The sequence below is a fragment of the Rodentibacter myodis genome (assembly GCF_001999305.1).
GTDB lineage: Bacteria > Pseudomonadota > Gammaproteobacteria > Enterobacterales > Pasteurellaceae > Rodentibacter > Rodentibacter myodis.
On record NZ_MLHQ01000010.1, the window covers coordinates 25520 to 39090 of the forward strand.

Sequence of the window (13571 nt, forward strand, 5' to 3'; positions counted from 1 at the left end):
GGAGCAAAGAATGGAAACAGTACATAATTTCATCAATGGTAAGCAAGTGGAGAGTAAAGGCGAGAATATTTGGCCGATTTTTAACCCAGCAACGGGTGAACAAATTCGCCAAGTCCGAATGAGTACGGCAGAAGAAGTGAATGCGGCTACAGAAGCTGCCTATAAGGCTTTTCCTGCTTGGGCAGCGACTTCTCCACTAAGACGAGCAAGAATTTTATTTAAGTTTAAAGAACTGTTGCAACGTGATTGGGATAAGCTAGCTCGCTTGATTACCGAAGAACATGGAAAAGTCTATTCTGATTCTTGTGGCGAACTCACACGCGGATTAGAGGTAGTGGAATTTGCTTGTGGTATTCCTCATTTATTAAAAGGCGAATTTTCAGAGCAAGCGGGCAAAGGGATCGATATTCATTCAAGTATGCAACCTTTAGGGGTAACGATCGGTATTACCCCTTTTAACTTTCCTGCGATGGTACCAATGTGGATGTTCCCAATTGCTTTAGCTTGTGGTAATACCTTTATTTTAAAACCCGCAAAAGCCGATCCTTCTTTATCCATTCGTTTAGCTGAATTACTAAAAGAAGCAGGGTTACCCGACGGTGTATTTAATGTGGTTCACGGCGATCGCCAAGATAATGAAATGTTATTACGAGATCCAAGAGTGCAAGCCGTCAGTTTTGTCGGTTCAACCACCGCAGCCGCCAGTGTACATAAAATCGGTTCGGAACACGGAAAACGAGTTCAAGCCTTGGGTGCTGCAAAAAATCACGGATTGGTGATGCCTGATGCCGATATAGATAGCACAGTCAATGCAATATTAGGGGCAGCATTTGGTGCGGCTGGCGAACGTTGTATGGCTTTACCATTAATTGTAACGATTGATGATGAAACCGCAGACAAATTGGTTGCCGCCCTTAAACCTAAAGTTGAAAATTTACGCTTTGGCCCAGGAATAACCCCTGAAGGTGAAAAAGAAATGGATTTTGGGCCATTAATTACTCAACAACATTTAAATAATGTTACCCATTATATTGATAAAGGGGTTGAAGAAGGGGCGACGTTAGTCGTTGATGGGCGTGGTAAAAAACCGATTGGATATGAAAAGGGCTATTTTATCGGCGGCACTTTATTTGATCACGTTACGCCTGATATGATTATTTATAAAGAAGAAATTTTTGGTCCCGTTTTAGGAATTGTTCGGGCGAATAACTTTGAACATGCGATGAAATTAATTAACGAACATCCTTTTGGTAATGGCACAGCAATTTTTACCGCTGATGGCGGTGCTGCACGCGAATTTGCTTATCATGTACAAGCGGGTATGGTCGGCGTTAATGTTCCAATTCCTGTTCCAATGGCGTTCCATTGCTTTGGCGGCTGGAAACATTCCGCATACGGTGCATTAAATGTGTACGGCACAGATGGCGTACGTTTCTACACCAAGATGAAAACCGTTACAACACGTTGGCCGAATAAATTCACTTTAGAAAATGCCGCTTTTAGTATGCCGACGTTATAATGAAGGCATCAGCAGAATAATGACATTTCATCGTTGCTGAGGTTAATTTTATATAAAATTCCTTCTTAGGATGTTTTTAATAAAAAATTTCATTAAAATCAACTGCACTTTCTCTACAAAGTGCGGTTTTTTTATTCTTAATAATGAGTATTTAGTTGGTTTTGTTAGAGGTTGATGCAAGATTTTGATCTTCGTAGTGCTTTGGTCAAATGGGAAATGTTCGGGAAAAGATCAACACAATTATAATCTGGTAGCCTATTTATGGGGTTAAGCGCGTTTTCATTATGTAATTTAAGTAACATTTTTGTTCTTCAAATAGGGTGGGTTAATGTGAATAATTTCTCAGATATGGAGTTCATAGAATTTTTCAGCCACAAAAAATCTGTCCCTTAACCTAGCTAGCTTTGCAGCCAACTTGTAAGAGACAGATCAATTCTATTTAAACCGCACTTTTTATTCTGCTAACTGCCTATTTTGCCACAACCGAATTAAATGCCGATAACGTTCTGAGACTTCCTTGATGAGATCGTGATCGGTGATTTTATTGGCTAACCACGCCGCAGAGGGTTCGGCAAAAATGGTGCGTCCGACCGCAAAGCCTTTTACCAATGGCATACCAGCAGCTTGGTTAAAGACAGATTTAAAATAATCCTCTGGGGCGTCTAAGCCTAAAACCAAGATGCCTCGACAATGGTTGTCATTGCGTTGAATAATGTCGCTAATTTGTTGCCAAGAGGAACGTGAAAGCCCAGGCAGTTTCCACCAGTCAGGTTTTAAGCCGAGTTGGTAGAAATGGGCGATAATTTCGGCATAATAGCGTTCATCTTGCGGTAAATCTGCTGGTAATATCACTTCCAACAGTAATTCGTGTCCGCTGCGGCAACAGGTTTGATAAATCTGTTTTAATGATTCTTCCTGCTCTGCTTTAAGCGAGATTTTATCCAAGGGGTGATAGAATACCAAGCATTTCACGATGTGTTCCTGTGGCCAAGTGGTGAGTTGGCTGCCTAAATCACCGTGTTCCAAACGTAGTGGACGAGATGAGGGTAATTCAATCGGTCGCCCAATCCACCAGCCTTTGCCAGTGATTTCATTGAGTGCCGCCTGCCCAAAGGTTGTGTCGGCTAAAATGCCTGCTTGCCCGTGATGAATGCCTTCCGCTTGTGCCGTTTGCTCCGCTGCTTGTAACAAGAGTTGTTTGAGTTTAGGAATACGCTGGATGTCCGCCCTACATTTTTCGGCAATGTCCACAAGTTGTTTGCGGTGATCAAAGGCGAAAATACAGAGATTTTCCCACCGCACTTTTCTTGTCGTTACCCGATGTAAATGGTTCAACCCCTCGTCTAGATCGGGTCTTGGCACCTCATTTTGACGGGCGAGGTAGTCGTCCAGTTCTGCCTTGGTTGGCATTGCAGGTGCGCAACCGTGGCGAGAAACCACCAATGCACCGCACGCATTGGCGTAACGGCAGGCTTGTTCCCAGCCTTCGCCGTTGATATATCCCCGTAATAACCCCGACATAAAGGCATCGCCTGCCCCTAGTACGTTCAACACTTCCACCCGTACACCGTAAACATTTAAGCCGCCATCTAAGTCATCAGGAATGTTACCTTCAAATACCGAGCAGCCTTGTGCCCCTCGTTTGCAAACCAAGGTGGCTTGGCTGCAACGGCGTACATTTTTTAAGGCGGTTAGGGTATCGGTTGAGCCACCAGCAATATGAAATTCTTCCTCCGTGCCGACAATTACATCAAAATGATGTAGCACCTCTTGTAAGGATTGCGTTACCGCTTGCGAATCAATAAAACGAGTTTCACCATCACCTAGTGTGGTTAATCCCCATAACACAGGACGATAGTCAATATCCAATAAACGTTTAGTATTGTTGCGGCCTGCATAATTTAAAGCAGTAAGCACCGCTTGTCGTGTGTTGGGGTGGGATAAATGCGTGCCAGTAATCGCTAATGCCTTTGCTGAAGCGATATAATCTTCGTCAAAATCCTTTTCGGTGATCGCCATATCGGCACAATTATCTCGGTAGAAAATCAGAGGGAAGGTGTCTTGGTCTTTAATTCCCAGTATGACCAATGCGGTTAAACGTGTCTTATCGGTAATTAAATGGCTGGTATCTACGCCAACGCGTTGTAATTCTTCCCTTAAAAAACGCCCCATATGTTCATCGCCCACCCGAGCCAGCATTGAGGATTTTATTCCTTGTACTGCCGTCCCGTAAGCGACATTGCCCGAAGAGCCGCCTAGGTATTTGGCAAAGGAAGAGACATCTTCCAATCGGGCGCCGATTTGCTGTGCATATAAATCAACGGCAACTCGCCCTAAGCAAATTAAATCCAGTGTTTTGTTCATCTTTTATCCCCTATTTAAATATTTTCACTCATTTTTGGATGAGGTTATCGCGTTTGGCTAACAATAAACTTTCCATTTTTTCCAAGGAAACCCCTTTGGTTTCTGGCACATAACGAATCAGGAAGAAAAAGCCGACGATACAGCAGGCGGCAAATAGCCACATTGGAAACGCACCGTGGAATTTTTCCAGCAGATACGGATTTTCATTCATCATTGGGAAACTTTGCGACACTACAAAGTTAAAAATCCAGTTAAAAGAAACCGCAATGGATAGCCCTTGCGCTCGCATATGATTAGGGAAAATCTCGCCGATTAACACCCACATTCCCACGCCCCAAGAAAAGGCATAGAAAATCATAAAGAAGATCATTCCAAACAGTGCCAAGTAGCCAGGATTTTGTGTGTACATTGCATAGGCGGTAATCAACAGCCCAAGTGCGGCACCAACCGCCCCCGTTTTCATTAGGGGCAAGCGTCCTAATTTATCAAACAAAATCGCACCAATACCGATGCCTGCTAATTGCGCGATGCCGATCCAAATAGTTTGGAACATTGCCGATTCCATATCGCCAGTAATGGTTTTTAGCACGGTTGGGGCGTAATACATCATCACATTCACACCGCTTAATTGTTGGAACGTGGCTAATGCACAGGCGACAAAGATAATAAACAATGCCCCTGGCCGTTTAAAATCAATTTTTTGTTGTTGTAATTGACCGTTTACCGTCATTGAGGCTTTAATTTCCGCCAGTAAATTTTTAGCGTGTTGCGGATTGGAAATTTTAGAGAGTGTAACAAGAGCGAGATCATCACGGTTACGCATTACATCCCAGCGTGGTGATTCAGGAATAAAGCCCACCACCAAACAGAAAAGAACGCAAGGAATCACTTCAGAGCCTAACATATAACGCCAGCCCACATCCGCCAACCACGCTTCCGTCATTCCCTGTGCGATTTTATAGTTCACATAAAAGATCAGGATTTGCCCGAAGACTAAGGCAAAATTGTTCATTGCTGATGCTGTTCCCCGATAATCTTTTGGGGCAACTTCTGCAATATACATTGGTGAAATCGCCGCGGCAATGCCGACAGCTAAGCCACCGATCATACGATAGACGATAAACCAGAAAAAGGAATCCGCCAACGCAGAGCCAACGGCACTGATGGTAAATAAAACGGCGGCAATAATTAAGGTTTTTTTACGCCCGATTCGGCGAGCGATTTCGCCCGAAAAAATTGAGCCTATCACACAGCCAATGACCACATTGGACACTGCCCAGCCTGTTTCCGCTGGCGATAGTTGAAAATAACTTTTCAACGCATCAATTGCCCCTGAAATCACAGAGGTATCATAGCCAAATAATAATCCACCTAGTGAAGCCACGGCACAGATTCGGATGATATAACCTAAATTGTGTTTTCGTCCCTTATTCATATAGCCTCCTTAAAACGTCTGAATAATTGGCTTTATTAAAACAAAAATTTCAAATAAATCAAATATGGAATTTTATTTTTGAGAGGCTGATCACGTTTTTTAGGATGTTGGGTAAAAAATTCTGTGTAAATCGTAGAGAAATGGAGAAATTTAATTGCGTAAAATGTGATCTTTATCTCAAAACTGAAATTTTCATTTCAAAATATTTGATTATGAAAATATATTGCGGTACTGTTTCTATCAAAAATAAATAAGGAGAGAGGCGCGATGAAAACCATACGGCTAACCGTTGCTCAAGCATTAGTCAAGTTTTTGGATAACCAATATATTGAGTTTGACGGTAAAACCACGAAATTTGTAGAAGGAATCTTTGCCATTTTTGGACACGGCAATGTGTTGGGGTTAGGGCAAGCTCTGTCGCAATATCAAGGTGAATTAGTTTTACGCCAAGGGCGTAACGAACAAGGTATGGCACACGCCGCCATCGGTTTTGCCAAACAAAAGCAACGTAAACAAATTTATGCTTGTACCTCGTCCGTGGGGCCTGGGGCGGCAAATATGATTACTGCCGCTGCCACGGCTACGGCTAATCGCATTCCGTTACTTCTTTTACCAGGGGATGTGTTCGCCACTCGCCAACCTGATCCCGTTTTGCAACAGATTGAACAACCTTATGATCTCAGCGTAAGTACCAATGACGCTTTTCGGGCAGTCAGCAAATATTGGGATCGGATTCAACGTCCAGAGCAACTAATGACCGCTTGTATCAATGCAATGCGAGTATTAACTGACCCTGCGGAAACAGGGGCTGTTACCCTTTGTTTACCGCAAGATGTGCAGGCAGAAGCCTATGATTTTCCAGACTATTTTTTACAAAAACGCATTCATCGTATTGAGCGAACACCACCCACAGAGGCAATGCTACAAGCCGCCTTGCAACTGATTTGTTCAAAGAAAAAACCGCTGATTATTTGTGGGGGCGGTGTGCGGTATTCACAAGCTGCAGAACAACTCAAACGCTTTGCAGAAACCTTCCACATCCCTTTTGGTGAAACGCAAGCGGGCAAAAGTGCGGTGATTTCTGCACATCATTTTAATGTGGGCGGAATTGGCGAAACGGGCAGTTTATCTGCTAACATATTAGCCAAAGAAGCCGATTTGATTATTGGGATTGGCACCCGTTATACCGATTTTACGACTTCCTCAAAATGGATTTTTCAACATCCCGATGTTGCTTTCCTCAATATCAATATTGCTCGTTTTGATGCTTATAAACTGGACGGTGTACAAGTTGTCGCCGATGCGAAAGAAACCCTAGAAAAATTGACCGCACTTTTGCAACAGCAAAATTATCAGGCACAATGGGGCGAACAAATTGCCGCCGCCAAATACAAATTTTCACAAGAATTAAACCGCTTGCAGCAGATAACCTATCAAGGCGAACATTTTATTCCTGAAATTAACGACAACCTCAATCACCAAAAAGTCTTCGCTGAATTTATGGCATTGACCCAATCTTGTTTAACCCAAAGTCGTGCGCTGGCAATTCTCAACGAACATTTAGGCGAACAGGATATTATCGTGGCGGCGGCTGGCAGTTTACCAGGCGATTTACAACGCACTTGGCAAACCAAAGGGGAAAATACCTATCATTTGGAATACGGCTATTCCTGTATGGGCTATGAAGTCAATGCCGCATTGGGGGTTAAAATTGCCGAACCACAACGGGAAGTTTACGCCTTGTTAGGGGACGGCTCTTATATGATGTCGCATTCGGAATTGGTTACGTCTATTCAGGAAAATAAGAAAATCAACGTCATTCTTTTTGACAATATGGCGAATGGCTGCATCAATAATCTGCAAATCGGGCACGGAATGGATAGTTTTGGCACGGAGTTTCGCTTCCGCAATCCGCAAACCCAACAGCTTGACGGCGAACTTATTCCGATAGATTTTGCAATGAATGCTGCTGCTTATGGTTGTGAAACCTATAAAGTTCGCACCGAAGAAGAATTACACCGCGCTTTACAAGCGGTTCGCAGCGCCAAAATTTCTACATTGATCGAGATTAAAGTGCTGCCTAAAACAATGGCACACGGTTATGGCTGTTGGTGGCACGTTGGGGTTGCCGAAGTTTCTGATCGGCAAGCGATCCAACAGGCTTATCAAAATACCGTGCAGCAACGTAACAAAGCCAGACGTTACTAAGGCAAAATTTCACCACAATAAGGAGAAAATAATGAAAGCGGAAAATATCAAATTGGGGATCGCCCCAATTGGTTGGACAAATGATGATTTGCCAGAATTAGGCAGCGAAAACAGCTTTGAACAGTGCATTAGTGAAATGGCACTGGCAGGCTATGTGGGTTGCGAAGTGGGAAATAAATATCCCCGAGATATTGCGTTACTCAAAAAACACTTAGCCCTGCGTCATATCCAAATTTGTAATGCGTGGTTTAGCACCTTCTTTGTGGACGGCAAAAAGCAGCAAACCATTGATGAATTTATTAAACATCGGGATTTTCTCGCCGAAATGGGGGCAAAAGTGATCGGTTGTTCGGAACAGAGCCGCAGCATTCAAGGCACAACCAAATCGGTCTTTAAACAAAAGCCTGTTTTTAATGATGAAGACTGGACACTTCTCGCTGAAGGCTATAACGAACTCGCCAAACTTGCCGCCGAAAAAGGAATGAAAGTTTGCCTGCATCACCATATGGGAACAGGGATTCAAACCCCAGCGGAAATAGATCGCTATATGGAAGTGGTGAATGATGATGTGTATTTATTGTTTGACTCTGGTCATCTCTATTATTCCGAAGGTTCTCAACAAGCAATGTTAGCCGTGCTGGAAAAATATATTCATCGCATTATTCACGTTCATCTTAAAGATGTGAGAGATAACATTGTTGCCGAAGTGAAAGCGAATGATCTCAGCTTTTTACAGGGAGTGAAAAAAGGCACTTTTACCGTTCCAGGGGATGGCGTGATCGACTTTAAGCCGATTTTTGATCTGTTGGAAAAATATGATTATAAAGGCTGGATGGTGGTGGAAGCGGAGCAAGATCCCGCCATTGCCAATCCGTTTGAATATGCCTTAAAAGGCCGTCAATATATTAAACAAACCGCAGGAGTCTAATATGCTTAAAATTGGAATTATTGGTGCTGGCCGAATTGGGCGAGTACACGCCGAAAGCCTCACCAAATATGTTAAAGGGGCAGAAATCAAAGCCATTTCTGATGTGAATGTTACTGATGAACTCACAACTTGGGCTGCGTCAAAAGGGATTGCTCAAGTTTATGCAGACTACCGACAGATTTTGCAAGATCCTGAAATTGATGCGGTGTTGGTGTGTTCCTCAACCCATACCCACGCCCCGATTTCCATTGAAGCAGCACGAGCGGGCAAACATATTTTCTGCGAAAAGCCGATTGATTCGGATATTGGTCGGATCAAGGAAGTATTAGCCGAAGTAGAAAAAGCTGGCGTGAAATTTCAAGTGGGCTTTAATCGCCGTTTTGATCATAACTTTAAAGCGATAAAAGCACGGGTGTTAGCTGGCGATATCGGCGAACCCCATATTATTCGGGTAACGTCCAGAGATCCCGATGCCCCACCGATTGAGTATGTTAAAGTATCGGGCGGAATGTTCTTTGATATGACTATTCACGATTTTGATATGATTCGCTATCTTTCTGGCAGTGAAGTTACCGAAGTGTATGCCTGCGGTGGCGTGTTGGTGAATCCTGAGATTGGTCAAGCTGGCGATATTGATACCGCCGTCATCACGTTAAAATTGGCAAACGGGGCATTGGGCGTGATTGATAACAGCCGCAAAGCGGTTTATGGTTACGACCAACGTGCGGAAGTGTTTGGTTCTAAAGGTGCGGTACAAACTCGCAATGATACAGATTCGACGGCGATTTATTCCTGTGAAGGTGGCGTCATCGCAGAAAAACCAAAATACTTCTTCTTGGAACGCTATATGCAATCTTTCGCCGATGAAATGCAATGTTTTATTGATGCAATCGTCAATGACACACCAACTCTGGTTAATGGTAATGACGGCTTACAACCCGTGTTAATTGCAATAGCAGCAAAACGCTCGCTAGAAGAAGGGCGAGCGGTTAAGTTAAGTGAAATTGGTAGCCTTTCAATCTAATAAATATCCCGTAAAATTTACTTTTACGGGATATTTTATTTTTCAAATTAATCTAAAAAACATTGTTAAAATCAACCGCACTTTTAGACGGATAAACTAATCAACAATTCTTAAATGTGATGCCGATGTGGAAGGTTTCTTTTTCGGAGTCTTTGGTTTATCTACCACTTCAGTGAAATCATTGGGTTGATCCGTATTGGGTTCTCGATTTAATTCATCATAAATCCCTTCCGGTTCAAACATTACACCATCACCATTTTCACGGGCATAAATGGCAAGTGCTGCCCCCATTGGGATATAAATTTCACGAGATATACCATTAAAACGGGCGTTAAATTGAATAAAATCATTGGTTAATTGCAAGTTGCCGGTAGCATTTGCTGAAAGATTTAAAACAATTTGCCCGTCTCTTACATATTCGGTCGGTACATTCACGCCCCAATAAGTCGCATCCACCACAAGATAAGGCGTGAAATCATTGTCAATCAACCAATCGTGATAAGCTCTTAATAAATAAGGGCGTTTTGGCGAAGATTTATAGTCCATTATTTATCATCCATTAAATTTTTAGGGGCAGCCTCTCCCACTGATTGTAAGAATGAATCACGGCTAAACACACGATCCATATAACCTTTTAATGCTTTACTGCCTGCACCGGTAAACTCTACACCAAATTGTTTTAATTTCCACAATAATGGGGCAATATAGCAATCGACTAAGCTAAATTCTTCATTCATAAAATAAGGTGTTTGTTGAAAAATAGGCGCAATAGCCAATAATTCTTCTTTTAATTGTTTTAAGGCAGCTGCTCTCTCTGCTTGGTTTCCTTTCTCTGCTTTTGATAAAGTTGGATACCAATCTTGTTCGATTCTTAACATTAAAAGGCGGGTTTTACCTCGTGCAATTGGGTAAACAGGCATAAGTGGTGGGTGTGGAAAACGCTCATCAAGATATTCCATAATAATGCGTGAATTAAATAAAACTAAATCACGATCAACTAAAGTTGGGAGAGTACCGTAAGGATTTAATTCCATTAAATCTTCCGATAAAGCGTGCGGATCAACTTCTTCATTTTCATAAGCTACGCCCTTTTCCGCGAGAACAATTTTCACTTGGTGGCAGTAGATGTCATCCTTATTTGAAAAAAGTGTCATGATAGAACGTTTACTTGATGCGTTAGACATTGATTCCTCCGAAGATTCAAATTAGATGATAGATTTTAAAAGCTCACTATTTTACCACAAAGAACTTTTAAAAAGCCAAAGAAATCTTATTTTTGCTTTATATTCAGTAGGTTATGAACAGTTTTACTGTTGATAAGGCACAAAAAAAGCAGAGATTTCTCTCTGCTTTTTTTGAAACGAAAATAAAATTAACGTTTTGAATATTGTGGACGACGACGTGCTTTGTGTAAACCCACTTTTTTACGTTCAACGCGACGTGCATCACGTGTAACGAAGCCTGCAGCACGAAGTGCTGGACGTAAGGTTTCATCGTATTCCATCAATGCACGGGTGATACCGTGACGGATTGCACCCGCTTGACCTGAAATACCACCACCTTTAACAGTGATGTATAGGTCTAATTTATCAGTCAATTCAACCAATTCTAAAGGTTGACGCACTACCATACGCGCAGTTTCGCGACCGAAGTAAACGTCTAATTCACGTTGGTTGATCGTGATTTTACCACTGCCCGGTTTGATAAATACACGAGCTGAAGAGCTTTTGCGGCGACCTGTGCCGTAGTTTTGATTCTCTGCCATATCCTAAACCTCGTGATTAAATATCTAAAACTTGTGGTTGTTGTGCAGCGTGTTGATGTTCAGCACCTGCATATACTTTTAATTTACGGAACATTGCACGGCCTAATGGACCTTTTGGCAACATACCTTTAACCGCAATTTCAATCACAGCTTCAGGACGGCGTGCGATCATCTCTTTGAAAGTCGCTTGTTTAATGCCACCTACATAGCCGGTGTGCCAGTAATAAAGTTTATCTGTTTCTTTACGACCGGTTACCGCCACTTTATCCGCATTGATAACGATGATGTAATCACCTGTATCTACGTGTGGAGTGTACTCAGCCTTGTGTTTACCACGAAGGCGACGTGCTAATTCAGTCGCTAAACGACCTAAAGTTTTACCTGTCGCATCTACTACGTACCAGTCGCGTTTAACCGTTTCCGGTTTTGCTACAAAAGTTTTCATTAATTAATTACCAAAAATTAGTTTGATACCCAGCGTTCTTGATGAACGCAACCATTAATCTTAATCCTCACCCCTTCGAGTGCGATCTCGATAAAATAATGCACGATGGGAATTCGTGCATTTACAGGGTCGGTGCATTATACATATTTTTCTAACAAATGCTAACTTTTTATGCAAAAAAGTTGATAAAGTGTGTATTAGTCGAATTAATGATTTCAATGAATTTATTCAAATTGACTCGCCCATAAAGTTACTTTATTTTAGAGCGACAAATCACGCTATATAGGAAACAAACAATGAGCTACGCAAAAGAAATTAATAATTTAAATCAAAACATTGCCGACTTTAACAAAAAAATTAATGTCTCTTTTGAATTTTTCCCGCCTAAAAATGAAAAAATGGAAAATATGCTTTGGGACTCCATCCATCGCCTAAAAGTATTAGAACCGAAATTTGTTTCTGTCACCTATGGCGCAAATTCCGGTGAACGCGATCGCACCCACAGCATTGTAAAAGCCATTAAACAAGAAACCGGATTGGTCGCAGCCCCACATCTAACGGGCATTGATGCCTCGCCGGAAGAATTAAAACAAATTGCGCAAGATTACTGGAATAACGGTATTCGTCATATTGTTGCATTACGAGGTGATGAACCTAAAGGTTATGAAAAAAAACCTTTTTATGCCGCTGATCTTGTTGAACTACTCCGTTCTGTGGCTGATTTTGATATTTCCGTTGCTGCCTATCCGGAGGTTCACCCTGAAGCAAAATCCGCCCAAGCAGACTTAATTAATTTGAAAAGAAAAATTGATGCGGGTGCGAATCACGTCATTACACAATTTTTCTTTGATATTGATAGCTATCTACGTTTCCGTGATCGCTGTGCTTCTATTGGCATTGAAGCTGAAATTGTGCCGGGTATTCTACCGGTAACCAATTTCAAACAATTACAAAAAATGGCCTCATTCACTAATGTGAAAATTCCTGCTTGGCTGGGAAAAGCCTATGAAGGGTTGGATGACGATCCTGCAACACGAAACCTTGTCGCAGCCAGTGTCGCTATGGATATGGTGAAAATTTTATCTAGCGAGGGCGTAACGGATTTCCATTTTTACACGCTTAACCGTAGTGAACTCACTTATGCTATTTGCCATATGTTAGGTGTTCGCCCTAAAATCTAAGTTATGTGCGAACTGCATAATGAATAATTGCTAAAAATTAAGGACGCTACGCTGATCACGCTTAGCGTCCATTATTAATCCATTGAAATGATTTGATTTCTAAATTCGTCTTACCTGCCAGAAGGTTTTACGCCAAAAGGGGGAATTCATTGAAGAATAAATCACCCCACCTTTTGTGGACGCGTGAAGAAATTTATCATCTTTCACATAAATTCCCACGTGATAACCATTCGGCCCTCGCCCTGTTTTAAAGAAAATTAAATCTCCGGTTTGAATATCTTCTTTATGAACTAATTTTCCATATTTTGCTTGATCCTTTGTGGTTCTAGGTAAATCAATATTAAATCGGTCAAAAAAAGTTTTCTGAACAAACCCCGAACAATCCACGCCTTGACGGGATTTCCCACCTAATACATAAGGTGTTCCGGCCCATTCGTATTGTTGCTCGCTTAACAACGTGATTGCCATAATCGGATCATTAATTTGTCCTTTATAATTAATTGCATAGTCTTCTTGGTTTATTTTTCCCGAAGAACAAGCAAATAACATCATTATGCTTGAAATAACTAATAATGCTTTCATTCGCCTCATTTTATAGCCCTAAAAAGGATAAAAGTGCGGTCAAAATAACCGCACTTTTTTCATTCTATTGATGATATATGCAGGAATAAAATAAAAATAGTGCTTTTATTTTGCGTATTT

Annotated in this window: 12 protein-coding genes; 5 read left to right on the top strand and 7 right to left on the bottom strand. The window is 41.8% G+C overall.

The window, feature by feature from the left end; all coding sequences use genetic code 11:
- Positions 1-10 precede the first annotated feature (10 nt).
- Positions 11-1519: a CoA-acylating methylmalonate-semialdehyde dehydrogenase gene (locus tag BKL49_RS03850; protein WP_077423309.1), complete on the top strand. Its 1509-nt coding sequence runs from the start codon at positions 11-13 to the stop codon at positions 1517-1519.
- Between the two features lie 453 nt (positions 1520-1972).
- Here BKL49_RS03850 and BKL49_RS03855 read toward each other — a convergent pair whose 3' ends face one another.
- Together BKL49_RS03855 and BKL49_RS03860 are read right to left on the bottom strand one after the other, a co-directional pair.
- Positions 1973-3883: a bifunctional 5-dehydro-2-deoxygluconokinase/5-dehydro-2-deoxyphosphogluconate aldolase gene (locus tag BKL49_RS03855; protein ID WP_077423310.1), complete on the bottom strand. Its 1911-nt coding sequence runs from the start codon at positions 3881-3883 to the stop codon at positions 1973-1975.
- 28 nt (positions 3884-3911) lie between these two features.
- Positions 3912-5318, bottom strand: coding sequence for a sugar porter family MFS transporter (locus BKL49_RS03860; RefSeq protein WP_077423311.1), 1407 nt, complete (start codon positions 5316-5318; stop codon positions 3912-3914).
- Between the two features lie 267 nt (positions 5319-5585).
- Here BKL49_RS03860 and iolD point away from each other — a divergent pair, with 267 nt between their 5' ends.
- Genes iolD through iolG form a run of 3 tightly spaced genes read left to right on the top strand, consistent with a single transcriptional unit; the run spans position 5586 to position 9478 of the window.
- A complete protein-coding gene (gene iolD, locus BKL49_RS03865) occupies positions 5586-7526 on the top strand; it encodes a 3D-(3,5/4)-trihydroxycyclohexane-1,2-dione acylhydrolase (decyclizing) (protein WP_077423312.1) in 1941 nt (646 codons plus the stop codon).
- A gap of 31 nt (positions 7527-7557) precedes the next feature.
- Complete coding sequence (gene iolE, locus BKL49_RS03870; RefSeq protein ID WP_077423313.1) at positions 7558-8454, top strand: myo-inosose-2 dehydratase; 897 nt, start codon at positions 7558-7560, stop codon at positions 8452-8454.
- A 1-nt stretch (position 8455) separates the two neighbouring features.
- A complete protein-coding gene (gene iolG, locus BKL49_RS03875) occupies positions 8456-9478 on the top strand; it encodes an inositol 2-dehydrogenase (protein WP_077423314.1) in 1023 nt (340 codons plus the stop codon).
- 96 nt (positions 9479-9574) lie between these two features.
- On the opposite strand, the gene BKL49_RS03880 is transcribed toward iolG, so the two are convergent.
- The 4 genes from BKL49_RS03880 to rplM all read right to left on the bottom strand — a co-directional run bounded on the left by BKL49_RS03880 (position 9575) and on the right by rplM (position 11688).
- Positions 9575-10024 (bottom strand): ClpXP protease specificity-enhancing factor, encoded by a 450-nt coding sequence (locus BKL49_RS03880; protein WP_077423315.1) that lies wholly within the window; start codon positions 10022-10024, stop codon positions 9575-9577.
- Positions 10024-10662 (bottom strand): stringent starvation protein SspA, encoded by a 639-nt coding sequence (gene sspA, locus BKL49_RS03885; protein WP_077423316.1) that lies wholly within the window; start codon positions 10660-10662, stop codon positions 10024-10026. The genes BKL49_RS03880 and sspA overlap by 1 nt, the downstream gene beginning before the upstream one ends.
- A 188-nt stretch (positions 10663-10850) precedes the next feature.
- The gene (gene rpsI, locus BKL49_RS03890) at positions 10851-11243 is read right to left on the bottom strand and encodes a 30S ribosomal protein S9 (RefSeq protein ID WP_005631594.1); all 393 of its coding nucleotides are present in this window, start codon (positions 11241-11243) and stop codon (positions 10851-10853) included.
- 16 nt (positions 11244-11259) lie between these two features.
- On the bottom strand, positions 11260-11688 hold the full coding sequence (rplM, locus tag BKL49_RS03895; RefSeq protein WP_005628896.1) for a 50S ribosomal protein L13: 429 nt from the start codon (positions 11686-11688) through the stop codon (positions 11260-11262).
- Between the two features lie 296 nt (positions 11689-11984).
- Here rplM and metF point away from each other — a divergent pair, with 296 nt between their 5' ends.
- Positions 11985-12869, top strand: coding sequence for a methylenetetrahydrofolate reductase (metF, locus tag BKL49_RS03900; RefSeq protein ID WP_077423317.1), 885 nt, complete (start codon positions 11985-11987; stop codon positions 12867-12869).
- Between the two features lie 99 nt (positions 12870-12968).
- Here the strand turns inward: metF and BKL49_RS03905 are convergent, their stop codons facing one another.
- Entirely contained in the window at positions 12969-13460 is a 492-nt protein-coding gene (locus BKL49_RS03905) for a C40 family peptidase (RefSeq protein ID WP_077423318.1), read from the bottom strand.
- Positions 13461-13571: the final 111 nt, after the last annotated feature.